This is a genomic window from Maribellus sp. CM-23 (assembly GCF_021354595.1).
Taxonomy (GTDB): Bacteria; Bacteroidota; Bacteroidia; order Bacteroidales; family Prolixibacteraceae; genus Draconibacterium.
On the sequence record NZ_JADWYJ010000006.1, the window covers coordinates 302,294 to 321,899 of the forward strand.

Genomic DNA, 19,606 nt, shown 5'->3' on the forward strand with positions numbered 1-19,606 from the left:
TGAATTAGTATTGATTATTTCTGTCCGTAGTAAGCGTTTTTACCGTGCTTGCGCAGGTAATGTTTATCAAGTAAGAATTGGTCGATCTCCGCATCCGGATTTAATTGCAGGGTATTGAAAGCCATCATGGCGACTTCTTCCATCACTTTTGCATTGTGAACCGCAGTCGCAGCATTACGGCCCCAGGCAAATGGTCCATGATTATTGACAATTATTCCGGGAACAGCGTCTGCATCTGTTTTTGCAAATGTTTCCACAATTACGTTTCCGGTTTCCACCTCGTACGCATTTTGTACCTCTTTTGCTGTAAGCTTACGGGTACACGGAATTGGCCCGTAAAAATAGTCGGCATGAGTTGTTCCCAGTGCCGGAATATGTTTTCCGGCCTGCGCCCAGCTGGTTGCCCATGATGAATGGGTATGGACCACTCCCCCAATGTTTTTAAAAGCTTTGTACAGAACCAAATGAGTGGGCGTATCGCTTGATGGTTTCAATTTCCCTTCAACCACATTTCCCTCAAGGTCAACTACCACCATATCGTCGGCTTTCATATCATCGTACGATACTCCGCTTGGCTTGATTATTACCAAACCTTTTTCACGGTCAATGGCACTAACATTGCCCCAGGTAAAAACCACCAAACCTAACTTTACCAAATCGAGGTTAGCTTTCAATACCTCTTCTTTTAATTGTTCAAGCATAATATTTTAGATTATGGTTCAGACAGAGTACAAGGATTAAATAATACATTTAAGCACCGATAACAACCTTGTACTCTGATCATTAACTTCCATTTTTCTACCAGAAATAAATGTAGAACACTACTGTTATTCCAATAATTATGGCAGAATGAATTAAATCCCAGTGATTCCAGCTTGCGCGGGTAATTGCTTTTTGTTCGGCTGTTGCTGATGAAAACGTCAAGCCTTCGAGTTGTATGGCTGGCGCAGGCTCGGTAAACTTGCTAACGATTATAACTACGAGCATACTGAACACCAACATACCACCACTAAAAAACAGCCAGTTAACATCGTAGAAAAGAGTGTAAAAGATGTTGTTTACTCCTGTTTCTGCTGCCCATACTTTAACATCGGCATATCCGGCACTTCCGGCCAGCGAAGTATATATTACTTTTGCTCCCAAGCGCAGAACACCCACAATAAAGCCGGCAATCATTCCCCACATACCACCTTTAGGTGTTGGTTTCGAAGACAAAACTCCCAGTAAAAATGCGGCTGCAATACCCGGTGCCAGTACCGACTGTACATCCTGAAGATATGTGTACAGCACATCTCCGATGCTGCGCATAACAGGGATCCATAATATCCCCAGGGCTACAATTACTACAGTGGCAATCCGGCCAATGTGCAGTAATCGTTTTTCTGAAGCTTCGGGCCTGAATTTCTTGTAGAAATCGATGGTAAACAACATCGCCGAAGAGTTAAACAACGAGGCCAGCGAACTCATTAAAGCGGCTAAAATTCCGCAAACAACTAACCCTTTAACACCGGCAGGCAAAAGCTTTGCAACCAGGGTTGGGAATGCTGCATCGGCATTATGGGCACCATTTTCAAGAATAGGTAAAAATGCACCTGTTTTTTGGTGCAGTGCAAATGCAATCATCCCCGGAATCATAAACAAAAATACCGGTGTTAGTTTTAAATATGCACCAAATATGGTACCTCTGCGTGCCTGCGTTTCATCTTTTCCGGAAAGTACACGCTGAACAATAAACTGGTCGGTACACCAGTACCAGAACCCGATTACAGCCGAGCCAATAAAAACACCCAGCCACGGAAAATCTGCATCGCGATTACTGCGAATAAGGTTGGTCATGGTATCGCCATACTCATTAACCTGAACTGCACTGGTAATGCGCATCATTTCATCCCATCCGCCTAGCTCCCGTAATCCCAGCACTACAATAATAACGGAGCCCAGGAGCAAAATAGGTGTCTGTAAAACAGAGGTGTACAATACTGATTTCATCCCTCCCACAACCGTATAAACGGCGGTAATCAACACCAGGCCGATTGCCGAGATCCAAAAGAAATCTATCCCCCACATGGTTTCAATGCCAAATACTTGCTGAAATACAAGCCCTCCGGCATAAACCGTTACGGCGACCTTCGTTAACACATAACTAATCAGTGAAATTACCGAAAGAATAGAGCGCGATTCTTTATTGTAACGACGTTCCAAGAACTCGGGCATGGTGCTCACCATACTACGCGAATAAAAGGGCACAAACACCCAGCCTAATACAAGGATCATCCACCCCTGAATTTCCCAGTGAGCCATGGCCATACCACTTGAAGCTCCGGCACCAGCCAACCCTATAAGGTGTTCAGAACCAATGTTCGAAGCAAAAATTGAAGCACCGATAGCTACCCAGGTAGCACCACGGCCAGCCAAAAAGTAATCGCCCGAGGTTTCTTCTTTTTGCATAAAAACCCAGGCAATAATTCCTATCAGGACAACTGCAAAACCTGCAATTACAATCCAATCCAATAAAGCCATAATGTTAAGATTTGATGGTTTCTGATTCTGTTTTTATAAGCCTTTAGCCAGGAGATAATACAGGTCGTTCCAGCGCAGTTCCTTCTTCAACTCGTCGACCTTTGTATTCTTGTCGATTAATATGTATTCAACATCTGCATGCTCGGCAAACGTTTCGATAAAATCAGGCGTCAGGGCCAGAGTGAAAGCCGAGTGGTGTGTACCTCCCGCATAAATCCAGGCGGCGGCTCCGTCGGCCAGGTTGGGATGTGTTTTCCAATAGGCCGATGCCACCGGAAGCTTAGGCATTTGGGCAAGTGGTTCGATAACATCCAGCGTATTCACAATAATTCGGAAACGGCTGCCCATGTCGATTACCGTAACATTCATTGCATCGCCTGTAGCACTTTCAAAGATCAAACGAGCCGGGGCATCTTTTCCTCCAATGCCCAAAGACTGAACTTCAAGACGCGGTTTTTTGGCGGCAATAGTCGGACAAATCTCCAGCATATGAGCTCCCAGAACAGCTTCGTTGCCCGGTTCAAGATGATACGTATAGTCTTCCATGAAAGAGCTTCCTCCTTTCATCCCGACTGACATGGTTTTTACAATGCGTAATAAGGCTGCTTGTTTCCAGTCTCCTTCGGCTCCAAAGCCATACCCGGCTGCCATTAAGCGTTGCGAAGCCAGCCCCGGGAGTTGAGATAATCCAGTAAGGTTTTCGAAATTGGTTGTAAATGCTTTAAATCCGCCATCTTCCATAAAACGTTTTAACGCAATTTCATAACGCGCCTGAACACGAACATTCCCGTGGTATTCTGCGCCAGGCTTGCAATTATCTGCCACCTCGTACAATTGCTCATATTCTTTGTATAAGGTATCGACTTCTTCTTCAGTCACTTTTTCGACATATGCCACCAGGTCGCCAAGGCTATAACCGTGAATATGCCATCCAAATTTGATCTGTGCTTCCACTTTATCTCCTTCGGTTACGGCCACTTCACGCATGTTGTCGCCAAAACGTGCCACTTTCAGCCCTTGCGAATCGGCCCAGCCAATAGTGGTGCGACACCAATTGGCCACCTGCGTTTGCACCTCTTCATTTTGCCAGTGCCCAACCACAACCTTACGATTTTTCCGCATCCGAGCGTTGATAAAACCGTACTCGCGGCCACCATGAGCACTTTGATGCAGGTTCATATAATCCATATCAATTTCGCTCCATGGTAAATCGCGGTTAAATTGCGTATGCAAATGCATGTAAGGTTTGCTTAAAGCCTTTAAACCGCCAATCCACATTTTGGCTGGAGAAAAAGTATGCATCCAGGTGATGATGCCAATGCAGTTTTTATTCGAGCTGGCCTCCACACAAATATCCAGAATTTCATCAGGAGTTTTTACAACCGGTTTAAATACAATTTTTACCGGCATTTTTTCTGAATTGTTTAATCCCTCTACAATTTTTTCTGAATCTGCATCAACTTGCTGTAGTGTTTTTGGTCCGTAAAGGTGCTGACTACCCGTAACAAACCATACTTCCATTTCATTTAATTTGTTGTTCATTTTATTAGTTTTTAAACGTATTTATTACTCTTATTGAAAAGTTGAAAAAAATTTAGACCTTTACAATGCGGTCTAAACCTCTTTTAGTGAGCTCTCTTTTACTCCGGTAATAAAAAGCTCCTTTTCTTGATTCTGATATATCTTTTTCATTTAATCTTTCCAATACATCCAGAGACAGTATTTTCTTTCTGAAATTACCCGGGTCAAATTCACGCATAAAAATCGTCTCATACAGTTTTCGTAATTGAGACATTGTAAATTTCTCGCCTAAAAGTTCGTGGCCGATTAATCGGTAACCAGCTTCGCGTTGCAACTTTTCAATCGCCTGCTTAACCATCTGGTCATGATCAAAAATAAGTTCCGGCAACTGCGAAATCGGCCACCAGTATGCACCGTGCTCTTTAACACACGCCTTATCGTGTTCTTCCATCCTGATCAGCGCATAATAAACGATGCTGATCACCCTGGCCTCAGGTTCACGGTCGTGCGTTGTAAACGTTGCCACCTGGCTCATAAAGATATTTCCGAGTCCTGTTGTTTGCTTTAGAACGCGCATGGCAGCGTCATCTGAAGATTCACCATCCAGAACAAAACCTCCCATTAGTGACCATGCGCCTTTAGACGGTTCAAATCCGCGCGGATACGACAAAAGACACAACGTTCCTTCGTCGTACCCGAAAATAACACAGTCGACAGCTACAAGATGTTTTGGATGTTGATGGTAATACTTCATAATTAAAAATGTAGCATCAATCGTAAAGACTTCTCTCTTACTGTACTTTAATTTGTATCTCTGCCGGTTTCAACCAATTAGCGGTGAATCTGACAGCCAACTCTCCCTCCGATCTTCCGGCTTTGATATAGGCAATCAAACGCCCGTGAAATACGCGCTGTTTGTTATCGGTGTAGTCACCCATATCTTCGTTGTTACTGGCTTCTAAACCCAACAATTTACCGTCCCCCAGAATTTGGCAGGTAATCTCATCATCTGAAAGCATTACCGGAATGCCATTCTCGTCAACCACCTGAATGGCAACCTGGGCAACACCGTCTTTAGCTATTTCTGTTGCACTTTCTATGATTTTAATGGCATAAGGCCTTCCGGATGACTGAATTGAATAGCTGCTAACCAGATTCCCTTCAGTATCCAATCCAACAACTTCGAGCTTGCCATCGCGGTAGGGAATATCCCAGAAAATGATTCCTGTTTCCTTATTATAGGCTTTCCTCTCCCCCTCCATTTTTCCGTCAATCAATAGCTCTGCCTGCGCAGCATTGGTATAGCAAACCACCCGGATTAACTGGTTTTGCTGATAGTTCCATATCGGCCACGCATCCATCGACGGTACTTTCTCTTCGTAATTACCACCGGAATTTTCCGCATCCAGGTGCGACCAAACATCTTTCATCTGGCTTTTGCTACCACGGCCCGGTGTCGGGTAGGTTCCCAAATAAGCCATAGGTTTATCGGCCCATAACGACTGGCGGTAATATCCACGCGGTTTAATGAAACCACCAAAATCGAGCAGACCTGAATAAAAACCGCGCGAAGGCCAGCGACCGGATTCACCAAGGTAATCGATACCAGTCCACAGGAACTGACCAAAAACAAAGTCTCTAGAAGTCACAGCTTTCCAGGCTTCCAGATCATGACGGTTTTCACTGCCAAACAACACTCGCTCCGGGTATTTGGCATGATCATGATCATAAAGGCTCTCGGTATAGTTGTAACCGGTTATGTCCAAAGCAAAAGGATATCCGGTTTGGTTGGACATGGCAACTCCTGCCAGACCCGCTGTTGTTGGACGCGACTGATCGTACTGTTTTACCACTTTTACCAAACGCTCGGCAATATCTCCCAATCTCATGGCATTGGGTGCCTCTTTTTTATATCCTCCAAAAATCGGCTGGGTAAAACCGGTTTCAGCACCGCCGTCCAATACCGGATGCGAATAGGGATCGTTCGGGTAATCCACCTCATTCCCGATACTCCAGGCGAAAACAGAAACATGATTGCGATCGCGTTTTACCATATCTCCCAAGTCCTTTTCACCCCACTCTTCAAAGAAATCAAACGTTCCCTCAAAACCGGGAGTACCAACATTCCAGCCCTCCAGCCATTTGCGTTTGGGAAACTCCCATTCATCAAAGGCTTCATCTAAAACAAGCAATCCAAGTTCGTCGCACAGTTCGTACAAATCGGGAGCTTGCGGATTATGACTGGTGCGAATGGCATTAACGCCGATTTCTTTGAGGGTTTGCAAGCGTCTCTTCCAGACTTCGCGCGGCACTGCGGATCCCAATACTCCGGCATCGTGGTGCAAACAAACACCTTTCACCTTCATCGGCTCGCCATTCAATGCGAAACCCTTATTCGGGTCAAAGGAAAAATGGCGAAAACCGGTTGTAGTGGTGGTTTCATCAATTAGTTTTCCATCATTATAAACGGTGGTTTTCAGGGTGTAAAGGTTCGGTGCATCCAACGACCAAAGTTCCGGATTGGTTACTTTTAATGCCGTTTGTATCTTCCCTGTTTGATTGGCTGAAACGGTTAATTTATCAGACGATTTTGCAACCAGGTTGTTGTCCGCATCGTACAGTTCGTTTTTTACGATCAATTCTGACGACTTGGCAGAACCGTTTTCTAGATCAACTTCAACGTTTAGCTGATAGCCTTTTTTTAGCTGCTCGGGATAAGCATAAACACCCCATTGGGCAATCTGAACAGGGTTGGCATAAACAAGCCAAACATCGCGGTAAATCCCCGATCCGGTATACCAGCGCGAATCGGCAGACTGGCTGTGATCAACCCGCACTGCGATGATGTTCTCTTCGCCGAATTTGATAAATGGCGTTGCATCGTACATAAACGAAATGTAACCGTTTGGCCGCTTGCCCAGGGAAACACCATTGACAAACACTTCGCTGCGGTTGTAGACGCCTTCAAAATACAGATAAACCTTTTTCTCTTCTTGTTCTTTAGAAACTTCGAATGACTTCCGATACCAGCCAATACCTCCCGGCAAATAACCGGTTGCACTGGCCAACGTCGGGCTCAACTGCCCTTTTACACTCCAATCGTGCGGAAGATCAACGGTTTGCCAGCGGCTATCGTCCGGCTGAATACTTTGTCCGTTTTCAAAATCATTCAGCGTAAACTTCCAATTATTATTTATTTGTTCCGACTTTCCAAATCCGGTTTGTGCATGCAAAATACCGGCACCTGCCAGACAAAGTAAAAGCGCGAATAGTAATTTCATCTTCATACTGCTAAAGTTGTTTATCCAGAACTTGTTATCAGGCAATTATTCTACAGGATCAATTCCGCTAACTGTTGGCACTACCTGCTTAATCGTACCATCTGCATTAAATTCCATTTTATCAATGCAAACCTCTCGGTGAAAGCCAGGGCCATCACTAAGGTGTTTGGCATTGATTCGGTGATATACCACGTACCATTCATCTTTACCGGGAATCTGTATAACCGAGTGGTGCCCGGTACCATACAATCCACTGGCCGCATCCTGAATAAGCACAATTGGATTTTCCGCCACCTCAATCGGCCCCATTGGCGATTTGGCTGTTCCGTACGCAACATGGTAGTTGGCTGAACCGGTATCGTCAACCGACCACATAAAATAGTAAGTACCGTTGCGGAAAATGACGTATATCCCTTCGCGGAAAGCATAATCGGCGTTTGTACCTCCCGCAGGCGTTAATACTCTGATTGTATTTGACTTCACCGAAACCATATCTTCATTCAGCTCAGCGGCTGCCAGGTATCCATTTCCCCAATAAATGAAGGCTTTGCCCGAAACAGGGTCGATAAAAGTACAGGGATCAATTTGCTGCCCCCAACCTACCGGAGATTCCGTGATCATTGGCTCTTTTTCTGCGACAAATGGCCCGGTTGGATTCTCAGCTACAGCTACCCCTATTTGTTTTCCGCTGCCGGCAACATAATTCCCGCTGAAATAGTAGTAATACTTATAATCTTCGCCCACTTTCTTTTCGACAATGGTTGGAGCCCATGCACTGCCGTCGGCCCAGGGAACATCACCGGCTTTCATATCCATAATTTTGCCTTCGTCTTTCCAATTCACCAGATCATCCGACGAGAAAACCTTGAAATAATAGCCTGACCATCCGGTAAATCCGTCTGATGTTGGGTAGATGTAATATTTGCCTGTTTTATTGGAGTACAGAACCTGCGGATCAGCATAAAAGCCATTCAAAGCCGGGTTATGATCTTCAGAAGCTGTTACCTGGTATTTTACAGGTTGCTGCCCAACAATCGTAAACGTATATTCCACCGCTCCTTGAGTGAACTGCTGAGGCCCCTGAGGCTCAAAAGTGATACCTTCCCATGCGGTAAACGCCGGATCAAATGCTGTTAGATCGGTCCCAACTTTCACCGGAAGGTGAATTGTCTTTTTCTCCCCATTGAATACCACATTGTTCTTTTTCAACTGATCTGAAGTGGCATCAATAAACAAATCATCAGCTTTAGCAAAGGCGGTCATTAAACGCTCGTATTCTTTGGCAGTTATTGGGATCACCGTTCCGTGGCGGGGATGAAAATTCATGGAGATCTCTTCATCAATGACTTCAAAGTGCTCCAGATCTTTACTCTTGGTGAACTGATACCTTCCGGAACCGTATACATCGTACATCAGGATCCATTCATTCGAATCGTTCAATTTGAAAACACCCGAGCCCTCCACGCGATCTATTTCTTTATCCACACGTTCCATCGAAGGATAGGTGTACCCTTCAGTAAGCTTGTCCGAAATTGCCAGTTTTATACCGGGTGCCCCGCTTTCCGCTTTGTGAAAAAAGTAGAATTTATGGTCTTTTTCGATAATATCGCCATCAATGCAGGCATTGTTGGTAGGGTTATACAATAACTGTTTCGGTGCTGATTCAAGCCCTGAAAAATCCTTGTTCGCATAAGCGTAATAAATGATATCAGGATGTGCACCACGGTCTTTCATCGACCAGTAGATCATATATTTTCCGGTCGTTTCATCGTATATGGTTTGCGGAGCCCAAACCCGGTCCACATCGCCAAACTCATCGGGATATGTTTCCGGAATATTGACCATCGATGTTTCCCAGTTTATAAGATCGGTGGATTTCATCAGGATCATCGCATAGTTGTTCCACCCCATTTCCGGAACAAACAGGTCGGTAGCTACCATGTAAAAAGTTTTTCCATTGACACTCCTCAGAATGTGCGGATCGCGCACACCGCCTGATTTACTGATAACTTTTGAATCCAGTACCGGTTTGTTGTTGTTCAAAGCACGATAATTGTACCCATCGAGGCTAACCGCAAAACGGATTGCTTCTTCTCCCGGTCCATTTCCGGTGAAGTAAGTAAACAAATAGGCTTCGTATTTTTCCGCTTGGCTACAGGCCGAAAAAAGATAGAGCCCCCCTGCCAATACAATTGTCAGCACCGGGAATATTTTCTTATAAGTTTTTAAAAGTCTCATTATACTGGCTTATTTGATTTTTATTCTGCATACATAAAAGGCATTGGCCTGGGCCTTTATGGTAAATCCGTCTTTTCCGGCTTCAACAAATGAGGGAACCGGAACAATCGTATTTGGTTTTTCCAATGTGTTTACCGCTTCCGGAACGTTCGAATGTAACTCAATAATCTGCACCCGTTCTCCGTTTAGCGGCGCCTGGAGTCCATTGAGTGAAATGAAAATATCTTTGGACAAAGAACCTGCATTTACCACCTTCGTTACAACTTCCGAGCTTCCTTCATCAAAAACAGCGCTCGCATACAAACCATCCTCTCCAGCGATGTTTTCTCCGTTCTGAGTAACCGGCAAGACGTAAGTTCCTGAATTTCGGGCATACATTTGCTGCACATAATAGTTTGGAGTACGAACTGCAGACAGGTTGTCGAACCAGATCATATCGGGTTTCCATTGCCAGGCATCCACGTGTGCCAGCAAAGGTGCATAAGTTGCCAGCCGTACAATGTCTGCGTTTCGTTCCAATCCGGTCATGAAGGCTGCTTCTGCAATGGCTGAAAAAGCATTGTTGTCGCGGCTTTGCGGATGCGCAGCATATTCGCCGGCAAACACCTTGGGGCCATTGCGATCGTAGGTATCATATCTTTTCGCATTTTCGAGAAACCACTCCGGACTGCGGTAATAGTGTTCGTCCACCAGATCCACCTTTAATTCATCCATTTTAGGCCACAGGTAATCAAAATGTTCTCCATCGGGAGCAGGGCCCGAGGTTCCGATGATCTGTATTTCAGGATACTTCTCACGAATGGCCTTCATAAAGGGGATCAGCCGCTCTACATAGCCTTCGCCCCATTGCTCGTTACCAATGGCAATGTATTTTAGGTTGAATGAACCGGGATGCCCCATTTCGGCTCGCACTTTTCCCCATTCCGAATTAACAGGGCCGTTGGCAAATTCAATCAAATCCAGTGCATCCTGCACAAAGGGTTCAAGATCGCCCACCGGAACGCATTCGGTACTTTCGTACTGACATGCCAAACCGCAGCTTACTACCGGAAGCGGTTCCGCTCCCAGGTCTTCGCTTAACAAGAAGAACTCATAAAAGCCCAATCCGTAAGTCTGGTAATAGTCAGGGAAAAACCGGTGTTTAAAGGTGTAGTTCCAGCGGTTTTCATTCAGCGGACGGTTTTCTACCGCACCCACACTGTTTTTCCACTGGTAGCGTGTTTCCAGCGTGTTTCCTTCAATTATACAGCCTCCCGGAAAGCGGAATACTCCCGGTTTCAAATCGTACAAAGCTTCCACTAAATCTTTGCGTAAACCGTTTTCACGATTCTTCCAGGTTTCTGCAGGGAACAACGAGATATGATCGAGATCAACAATCCCAGGCGTTTCCAGCACAAGACGGAGTTTCCCTTTGGCATCGGTTTCTCCGGCAGTCAGACTCACCGAGTATCTTTTCCATTCTTCCCCTTCAACAAGAACTTCTTCGCGACCGATTATTTCTTCTTTCGAACTAACCAGTTCTATTTTAAACTTCTTTTGACCACCATCGAGCGAACGCGCGTAAAATGAAAAATTATATGCGGCATTCTCCCTGAAACCTATTCTTCGGAAACCTTCGTTTTCAAGTCCGGTTCCCCGGCGAAGCCCTGTTTCGTTCATGCGTACATAGTGTGGATTCCTGTTGAAACAAGGATTCTCGTTTTTAATGCTGACATCGCCAAACGGAAGCCAGCCCACAAACGGCTGGTCAAACTCGAATGACCGGTTTTTAACAAGTTCTGCATACAATCCGCCATCTGCGCCAAAATTGATGTCCTCGAAAAACACACCGTACATGTCGGGTGCAATTGTTGCCCCGGGTTGCAAAAGATCGACTTCAAATTTGATTTGAGCCTTCAAATTCCCAAAGGACAGAAGTATAAATAAGATCACTACATATTTCTTCATGATATATCGGTTGATTTAGATTATTCTATTACTATTTAATTCTCTTTCGCGTCGAGCCAGACCTTCATTTTATTGGCTCCCCTGTTATTCCAAACAAAATATGGGATGGCTGTAAATGGCTTGTCATTGGTATCTCCGCTTGCTTCAATTACTTCCGCGCCGTTTAATAATTCACTGTCGAAACGGGTTGAAAAGTTGGTATTCCCCGATATGACAAGATGTTCGATTTCGGGGTTATCAATTTCCTCCACACAATAAACTACGGGACCTCGCTCAAGTGCTACCTTTCCAAGATCGTCTGCCACCTTTTCGTTGGCCTTTACTTTTCTCACCTCCATTGGAAGAATCAACTCAATCTGATCTCCTTTTTTCCATCTGCGTTTAAGTTCTGCAAAGCCTTTTTCTTTTGAGAAGCTGGCTGTCTCTCCGTTAATCTTAACCACAGGATGGCTTTCTGATTGATTTTCGTAGGCATACAAATCTCCGGGAAGTGGTCGGTTTTCTGCCCATCCCGGAATGCGAAGCTTAACCGAAAACTCAGCCTCTTTTTCGGGACTGACATCCAATTTTACATTTCCTTCCCACGGATAATCAGTGGTTTGTGTAATTTCTGTTGATACATTATCGAGCTTAACATTGGCGGAACTCTGGACATACAAGTTCACATACAAATCATTCCCCTTGTGTGCATAAATATATCCGGCTACAGCAGGCATTAAACGGGCAAGGTTGGTTGGGCAACACGAACAATCGAACCAAGGCTGGCGAGTCAAAGTTGCTCCCCGGTTAAAATGGTAGCTCATATCGCATTGCAGAGGGTTGGGATAAAAGAAAGCTGTTCCGTCGGTTGAAACTCCCGAAAGCACATTATTGTAAAGGCTTCTTTCCAAAACATCGATGTATTTTGCATCGCCATGCAACAAGAACATCCGGTGATTCCAGAACACATTTGCGATGGCCGCACAAGTTTCGTTGTACCCCGTCAGGTTCGGCAATTCGTAGTTATCACCAAAAGCTTCTCCGTTGTGTCGTGCTCCCAGGCCTCCGGTTATGTATGTTTTTTTGCTGACCACATTTACCCAAAGTTTGTCAACCGCCTGCTGATATGCAGTGTCGCTGTACAAAGCCGCTATGTCAGTCATTCCGGCATACATATACAAAGCACGAACAGCATGACCAACGGCTTCTTCCTGTTCCACCACCGGTTTGTGATCCTGATTGTAAGGCCCACCTAATTCACGGTGGGTGTTGTCACCCCGCCTGTCCAGAAAATGTTTGGCCAACTTTAAGTATTCTTCTTTTTGCGTGATCAGGTACAATTTGATCAAACCAGTTTCCACAATCTGATGACCGGGAACCTGGGTATTTCCTTCCTGTAAAAAAACAGAAACAAGGAGATCGGCATTTTTAAGGGCAATGTCGAGGAAATTTGTTTTTCCGGTTGCCATAAAGTGTGCGGCAGCCGCCTCAAACATGTGCCCGCTATTGTATAGTTCGTGACTGCATTCCAGGTGCTCCCATCTGCCTCCCGGCGGGCACCATCCTGCCGGAGCTTTTGTTGTATCGATGGTTTTATAGGTCGTCAGGTAACCGTCTTCTTCCTGTCCGATACTGATGATCTGAATCAGGGAATCGACATAGGCATCCAGTTTAGAATCAGGGAAAGTAGTCATTGAATATGCGGCTCCTTCAATCGTTTTATAAACATCGGTATCATCAAAAGGCATTTCACCTTTTACCGGCCCATCCATTTTTTTCCCGGCAATCAGAAAATTATCCAAACGGCCCGTCTCTTCACATTTTTTAAAGGCTGCCGGAATACTTGCCGTCCGGTTGGTTTCGATTTTGGGAAGCCAGAACTTATCTTTTATATGAACCTCGTTAAACGGAACTCCTGAAATGGGATAAACAACCTGAACTTCGTCCGCTTTCTTATTTTCAGGCTGACAGGCAAACAACATTAAAATACCTGTTAAGAGAACAAGTTTCCCTATATCTACCATGTATAAACTCAGTCGTTTCATAACACTTTATTCGTTCATTAATTCTGAAAACCGGGTGCTGCTTCGTTAACTCCTTCGCTTGTCATATGCACGCGTTTCAGCGTACCATCCGCGTTGTAGTACAAGTAATCGATACAAACTGATCGGTGGAAGCTTCCCCCTTCGGTTTGAATACCTCCGTTGTGGTACACGAAATACCATTTGCCTCTAAATTCGACAATCGCCTGGTGATTGGTATTGCTGTTTCCTGCAATTTCATTTAAAATACCTTTGTACTCCCAGGGGCCATTAATGCTTTTGCTCATGGCATAGGCTGTTTTCTCAGGAAATCCGGTAGCATAGGAAAGATAATACCATTCATCTTTTTTGTGTATCCAGGGAGCTTCGGTAAAAGCCGGCAAATCAACCGGAATAATCGGACCGTCCAGCTCTGTCATATTTTCTTTTAGTTTCGCATAATAACATTGTGTGTTTCCCCAAAAAAGATAGGCTTGTCCATCATCGTCGATCCAAACCGAAGGATCAATATCATCCCACGAGATACCGGTCCATTTAGTGGTCATGTCGTTGGTTACCAATGCCGAACCACGTGCATCTACAAAAGGACCGGTTGGCGAATCGGCAACTGCCACTCCAATTGCTTTCCCGTGAATGATAGCATGCTCGGAACAAGTGTACCAGTAGAATTTTCCGTTGCGTTCAATTACCTGGCTGGCCCAGGAACTATGATCTTTTGCCCATTTAAAATCACTGGTTTTCAGAGGCATCGGATGCTCTGTCCAGTTTTTCATATCTTTTGATGAAAACACCAGCCAGTTGGGCATATCATACCATTTCCCATCGCCTGTATCCTGCCCGGTGTACACATAAAAAACATCGTTATGAATAAGTGCTGCTGGATCGGCTGTGTACTTGTGCGTTATTATCGGATTACCAGTTGATTCAAAATGAAACAATTCATTGCCTTCTGTTTGGCAGACTCCTGCAGAAACTGCAAACAAGCCGGCAATCGTTGCTAATCCTTTTATCTTCAATTTGCTTATTGACTTCATATTAACTTATTTATTGGTTTAGTTTGTTGCTGAAATACGATAGAGACCTGCACCATGGTAATTGATTGTTGGGGCAAACTCAGTTCCCGAAAAAGTTCCAAGATTCTTCTTCTCCCATAAGTCGCGAATCATACAATCTCCACTGAATCCCAATTCTTTCAGATTTACCGGAATTGCGACTGCATCTTCGTCGTGAGTTGTTGGATCGGTTACCGATACCATGAATTCGACAGTGGCACCTCCCTGTTGACTTGTTCCGCCAATATCCAGTCCGGCAAAAGCTTTGAACCGAACTGTATTTCCCGGAATCGTATATTTGATAATAGACTGAGAATGTGTTCCGATACCTCTTTCGTAGCTTGTCCCTTTTACATTTAACGGGTTGCCCGATATGCTTTTATTCAATGTAACTTCGCCCCATCCGGCAAAAGCAGATTCCCAACTTCGATCAGCCAGGCTGATCGAATCGCCATTATCCAGGTAAATGGTTGGGTTAATCCAATCGGCATGGTCGCAGGCATGACCGTCACCACCGTCGTTAACGATCAGGAATAGCTGTTTACTGCCCTTTGTAATCCCGATATCGATCTTTTCACCAAAACCATCAGTGAGGCGCGATACCGTTCCGCTTCGGTACAACAAGTTATTTGTTGTAACAAAACCATCACCGGCGCTATTGAACAAGGCAACAAACTTATCCCCTGTTTTCGGATCATCAGCTGTCCAGCCAATTACATCGTTTTCATTAAACCACTGCTTGTTATTAATCGAATTGGCGTGTACTTCTAGTACTTCGCGGTTGGTTAACAGCGAATTCGTAAACGCATTGTTATCGGGCAAATTCCCGCCAAACATTAACGGCGATTTAAACATGGTCCAAAGCGTCATCAGCGTATATTGCTCGTCTTTGGTAAATTTTGTGTAGCGATTGGTAGCTCGTTCTCCCCGAATAAATTTTCCTAAAGGAAGCATATCTGCATCCGGCCACGCTCCGGGTTGAACATACGGTGCCCATTCGGCACATTTTTCAAATGAATAGTTCAATTGCGACCAGTTATCCCAAAAATCGTCGATGGTGCGCCACATATTGGCATTTGCGGTAGCATGTGCATGTTCTTCCACCGGCGTTGCTCCGGGCGACATGCTCAGCACAATCGGTCTTCCGGTTTGATCAACGGCTTTTCGAATCATCTCGATCTCATTGGTATGATAAGGGCGCGAAAGATCATCCACTTTCACAAAATCGACACCCCACGAAGCATACAAATCAAAAATGGAATTGTAGTATTCCTGGGCTCCTTCTTTGCCGGCAACAATGGTGTAGTTATCCTGCAACCAGGTACATTCATAAGCTGTGGAATAAATATCTGCTGCGGTTTTGTTGGTTCCTTTTATGGATAGTTTATTAAAAACGGCTTCTTTGGGTACTCCCCGCATGATGTGAATCCCAAACTTCAACCCCAAACCATGCACGTAATCGGCCAGTGGTTTAAACCCTGCACCGTTGGCCGATGACGGAAAACGCGTTGGAGAAGGCAGGTAACGCCCGTATTCATCAATGATGAAAGTTGAATTATCGTAAGCATTGTAATGTCCTGTAGTTTGATTATCTACATGCCAGCGAATATCGACAACAACGTACTCCCAGCCAAAATCTTTCAGGTTGGCAGCCATGTAATCGGCATTGGCTTTTACCTCCTCTTCAACCACTGAGGGACCATAACAATCCCAACTGTTCCATCCCATTGGCGGGGTTAAGGCCCACTGGTGGAATGAGTATTCGCTTGCATTCTGGGCTTTAACAGCCCCGGTCTGCATTAGGATAAATATGTATACGACTGTTTTTCGTATAAGAGTATTGTTCATTTTGTTTCGTTTGATTTTTGAAAAGTTTTAGATGATGAGTCCGCCAAAAGACGAACCCACCATCTTTTCCCTGTCAACCTTTAACCTACATTCAATGTTTTATCACTACTTTTTGGGTAACTGCTCCCTCTGCTGTGGTCATCCGAAGTAAATAAATTCCGGTGGGCAAAGCGGATACATCAATATCAGTATTATTGCCTGAATTTACATCGATATCCATCACTATTACGCCATTCATATTGAATAGTCGCAGGGACAAGTTGTCTCGTTTGTCGTATTCTGAATAATTGATGTGCAGGATGTTATTTGCCGGAACCGGCCATGCCCATAAAGCGCTATTATTTAATTCTTTGTCTGAAACTGCTGTGGTTAATTCATCATAAAGCTCTGTAACTTCTGTGCCAGACAATTGATAGTTGTAGATTCTGAAATCATCGATCACACCCTTGAACATTTTTTTGGTTGTCTGATTGATTCCGACATAGTTTAGCAAGGGCTTAATCTCTGACGGACGGATGGTTATATCGGTCGACTCGGCAAGCAGTTGTCCATCCACATAGATTTCTGCACCGTTATCTCCAAGAGTTACAACCAGGTGTGCCCAGTTATTGGCCGGTAAAGCAGAAGCATTCAGTTTTTGCTCTGTGCCGTTGAGTTTAACTGCCAGTTCCATTTTTCCACCGATTGACGGAGACAAATACATGTAATCAGCCTCGCCGGAATTAAAATTGAACAAATGCTGCCCTACTTCAAACCCGGCCCATTTAACCCAGGTAGCAATGGATATCTCCGGATGAGTGGCCACATCGGCGGGCAGCTGAAGGAAGTCATTTGTACCATTAAAGGATAAAGCATCTGTCCCGTTTTTACCCTCAACAAATGTTCCTCCGCTGGCTGCGCCGTGATTCAAATGGATCGTGTTGTCCTTTGTGTCCTCATTATCGAATGTAAGGTGCTCCACCATATCATTCTCACCTGTGGCCATCGCTGAAACCTGATTGGAATAGTTGGAGCGATTCAAGGACTGATCTACTGCCCTGATTTTATATGCATATTGAACGCCGGGTTGTGCAGAATTATCAACAAATGATGTTGCCTCTACATTCCGGCCAATTGTGTTGTACTCTCCCACTGCTGACTCAGCACGTAAAACGTCATACCCCGTCACATATCCTTCTGAATTGGCATCCCATTTCAGGTTGATTGAAACGGAATTAGCGGTGGCTGCTAAATTACCAGGTACTGAAGGAGCGTCGAAATCAATCGTAGCATCAATCGGTAAAAAGCGCCATTGCTGGCTTGCCTCACCTGTTTTCTCCCACTGTACTACATTACCTGATTCATCTACATTAAGGCACTTTGCACTGTGGCGGCTGCGGATATAAAACCATCCATCACCAGCATAATCGAGGAACCATTGTTGATTGGCCCCTTTTGTATCGTCCCAAACAATAATATTCCCGCCATTATCAAGCGACCAGTTTAAGATATCAGGTGATTTGCCGCTGTGTACGGCATTCAGCAGAACATAACTAAAATCGCCTCCAATCCGGGTATTCACGGGTGTCACTTCCCACTGCTGATAAGTAGCTCCGGTGTTAGCACCCTGTTGCAGATTGACTCCTGCCTGCGTTGACCCTCCGGCCACTTCCATCACCATGCCACTGCTTCTGTTCACCAACAAATAGCGTCCGTTAATTGCTGGCTGAACATCTTCGCCCCAGGTGATATTGATCACTCGTTCAGCATTACGCTGATCCTCGGTCATGTATCCGGTACCCGCCGGCATTTCTAAGGCAAAAACATGCTGAGGACCATATCCATCGTAATACACTACCCTGTCTTTTGATACGAAATTATAGCTTGTTGTTCTGGCCTGACGCTCTGATACGCCACCAAAAGCCTGTATTTTCCCATCGGGAGCACGGTAAACTGATGCTGCCGACCAGTTCGGACGATGTTCGGCATATCCTAAGCGTTCTCCATGACTTGTCTTACAAAATTCTCCGCGGGCATACTCGGCAGTTCCCCACCAAACACCCGTTTGCAGTCCATACTCAAGTGCTACCATGGCATCCATCACGTTGTGCATTTCGTCAGCCGTTGCATGGTCTCCACTATCCCTGACCGCCTTAAAGAATGCGGCATAAGTATCGAAACTTCCCGCCAGCTGGTGCGTATTTCCTTCGTCTAAACCTGCTGGGTTTAAATAATTGTACCACTCTAAAGCAAAGTCATTATTCAACGTATTACCACCAGAGATTCGAATGGTGTCGAAACGCGGATTATTTCTCATTTCAACAACTATATTGTAAAAGTCCTCCATAGTCCCCTGACCGGTCACAGTATAGTCAGGTTCATTAAACGGAGATGCAGTAATTACCTTATACCCACGTTCTTCATGGTATTTGGCCGTTACATCAATCATTTCGGCCCAGTGGGCTGCATTACGCAAGTACCACGGATGAACGCTGGGGTGATCGCTGTTTAGCGCTACCTTTACATCCGGTTTTAACCATTTTTCAATAATGTCTAATCGCGTATTTGTATTGGTGAGTGCAGTTCCGGTCAACTTGCCATCTGCTATTGTATCGGTTGGCATAAACGAAGACCGCACCACATCTACATTCTCGACGCCCATAAAGGCGACACCGCGAATTATGTTTACATCCCAAAGCCAAGCCAGGTCCAGGCCCCAACTCACGGGCCTTATCACACCGGTTTCCGACAAATTAAAAAGTACATTACGATCAGAAACGGGTTGCGCTATCAAGTTGTCGCTTGAACTCGCAGTTTGTGCTTTTACCGGGATATTTCCGAAACCGAGAATCAGCAGTATTATTGATAAAAGTATAGCTGTCTTCATAATTCGTTGCTTTAGTTAAATTTCTTTCGATGTCAATCTTAGTTTATGCTCTCATAAAATTACCGAAACAAACTTATTTTAAAGAGATCAGAACAGTTGCTATAAATTCAGCAGAGATGCTACACAAACTCGTCAAGCTGCATTTTACAAGCATTTACGGGGATGCTTCATGGATATCACACTAATTTTAAATTGGAAATAAGTGATTCATTTTTTTTATGATATTGTGTTTAGGCAAACGCTTTTCAATCATTGAAACACCGTTTCTAATAAAAATAAACCCCGAAAAATGGAATCCACTTTCGGGGTAAT

Annotated in this window: 11 protein-coding genes; all 11 read right to left on the reverse strand. The window is 44.7% G+C overall.

Going from position 1 to position 19,606, the window contains the following annotated elements; translation table 11 throughout:
- Positions 1 to 14: 14 nt before the first annotated feature.
- The 11 genes from araD to INQ51_RS20035 all read right to left on the reverse strand — a co-directional run bounded on the left by araD (position 15) and on the right by INQ51_RS20035 (position 19,294).
- A complete protein-coding gene (gene araD / locus INQ51_RS19985) occupies positions 15 to 701 on the reverse strand; it encodes an L-ribulose-5-phosphate 4-epimerase (protein ID WP_233379762.1) in 687 nt (228 codons plus the stop codon).
- Positions 702 to 798: 97 nt separating this feature from the next.
- Positions 799 to 2,520 carry a sodium:solute symporter gene (locus tag INQ51_RS19990; RefSeq protein WP_233379763.1) on the reverse strand — a complete coding sequence of 574 codons (1,722 nt, stop codon included), beginning with the start codon at positions 2,518 to 2,520 and terminating at the stop codon, positions 799 to 801.
- A gap of 33 nt (positions 2,521 to 2,553) precedes the next feature.
- On the reverse strand, positions 2,554 to 4,062 hold the full coding sequence (gene araA, locus INQ51_RS19995) for an L-arabinose isomerase (protein WP_233379764.1): 1,509 nt from the start codon (positions 4,060 to 4,062) through the stop codon (positions 2,554 to 2,556).
- Positions 4,063 to 4,114: 52 nt separating this feature from the next.
- Positions 4,115 to 4,795 (reverse strand): NUDIX hydrolase, encoded by a 681-nt coding sequence (locus INQ51_RS20000; RefSeq protein WP_233379765.1) that lies wholly within the window; start codon positions 4,793 to 4,795, stop codon positions 4,115 to 4,117.
- 37 nt (positions 4,796 to 4,832) lie between these two features.
- The gene (locus tag INQ51_RS20005) at positions 4,833 to 7,322 is read right to left on the reverse strand and encodes a sugar-binding domain-containing protein (RefSeq protein ID WP_233379766.1); all 2,490 of its coding nucleotides are present in this window, start codon (positions 7,320 to 7,322) and stop codon (positions 4,833 to 4,835) included.
- A gap of 45 nt (positions 7,323 to 7,367) precedes the next feature.
- A complete protein-coding gene (locus INQ51_RS20010; protein ID WP_233379767.1) occupies positions 7,368 to 9,560 on the reverse strand; it encodes a family 43 glycosylhydrolase in 2,193 nt (730 codons plus the stop codon).
- Positions 9,561 to 9,569: 9 nt separating this feature from the next.
- Entirely contained in the window at positions 9,570 to 11,507 is a 1,938-nt protein-coding gene (locus INQ51_RS20015; RefSeq protein ID WP_233379768.1) for an alpha-L-arabinofuranosidase C-terminal domain-containing protein, read from the reverse strand.
- Positions 11,508 to 11,542: 35 nt separating this feature from the next.
- A complete protein-coding gene (locus tag INQ51_RS20020) occupies positions 11,543 to 13,531 on the reverse strand; it encodes a glycoside hydrolase family 127 protein (RefSeq protein WP_233379769.1) in 1,989 nt (662 codons plus the stop codon).
- 17 nt (positions 13,532 to 13,548) lie between these two features.
- Complete coding sequence (locus INQ51_RS20025; protein ID WP_233379770.1) at positions 13,549 to 14,562, reverse strand: glycoside hydrolase family 43 protein; 1,014 nt, start codon at positions 14,560 to 14,562, stop codon at positions 13,549 to 13,551.
- 18 nt (positions 14,563 to 14,580) lie between these two features.
- Positions 14,581 to 16,428 (reverse strand): NPCBM/NEW2 domain-containing protein, encoded by a 1,848-nt coding sequence (locus INQ51_RS20030; RefSeq protein WP_233379771.1) that lies wholly within the window; start codon positions 16,426 to 16,428, stop codon positions 14,581 to 14,583.
- A 91-nt stretch (positions 16,429 to 16,519) separates the two neighbouring features.
- Positions 16,520 to 19,294: an RICIN domain-containing protein gene (locus INQ51_RS20035; protein WP_233379772.1), complete on the reverse strand. Its 2,775-nt coding sequence runs from the start codon at positions 19,292 to 19,294 to the stop codon at positions 16,520 to 16,522.
- Positions 19,295 to 19,606 lie beyond the last annotated feature (312 nt).

Excerpts from the sequence above, each read along its gene's own strand:
- araD (WP_233379762.1), bottom strand. The coding sequence starts at position 701 with ATGCTTGAACAATTAAAAGAAGAGGTATTGAAAGCTAACCTCGATTTG.
- INQ51_RS19990 (WP_233379763.1), bottom strand. The coding sequence starts at position 2,520 with ATGGCTTTATTGGATTGGATTGTAATTGCAGGTTTTGCAGTTGTCCTG.
- araA (WP_233379764.1), bottom strand. The coding sequence starts at position 4,062 with ATGAACAACAAATTAAATGAAATGGAAGTATGGTTTGTTACGGGTAGT.
- INQ51_RS20000 (WP_233379765.1), bottom strand. The coding sequence starts at position 4,795 with ATGAAGTATTACCATCAACATCCAAAACATCTTGTAGCTGTCGACTGT.
- INQ51_RS20005 (WP_233379766.1), bottom strand. The coding sequence starts at position 7,322 with ATGAAATTACTATTCGCGCTTTTACTTTGTCTGGCAGGTGCCGGTATT.
- INQ51_RS20010 (WP_233379767.1), bottom strand. The coding sequence starts at position 9,560 with ATGAGACTTTTAAAAACTTATAAGAAAATATTCCCGGTGCTGACAATT.
- INQ51_RS20015 (WP_233379768.1), bottom strand. The coding sequence starts at position 11,507 with ATGAAGAAATATGTAGTGATCTTATTTATACTTCTGTCCTTTGGGAAT.
- INQ51_RS20020 (WP_233379769.1), bottom strand. The coding sequence starts at position 13,531 with ATGAAACGACTGAGTTTATACATGGTAGATATAGGGAAACTTGTTCTC.
- INQ51_RS20025 (WP_233379770.1), bottom strand. The coding sequence starts at position 14,562 with ATGAAGTCAATAAGCAAATTGAAGATAAAAGGATTAGCAACGATTGCC.
- INQ51_RS20030 (WP_233379771.1), bottom strand. The coding sequence starts at position 16,428 with ATGAACAATACTCTTATACGAAAAACAGTCGTATACATATTTATCCTA.
- INQ51_RS20035 (WP_233379772.1), bottom strand. The coding sequence starts at position 19,294 with ATGAAGACAGCTATACTTTTATCAATAATACTGCTGATTCTCGGTTTC.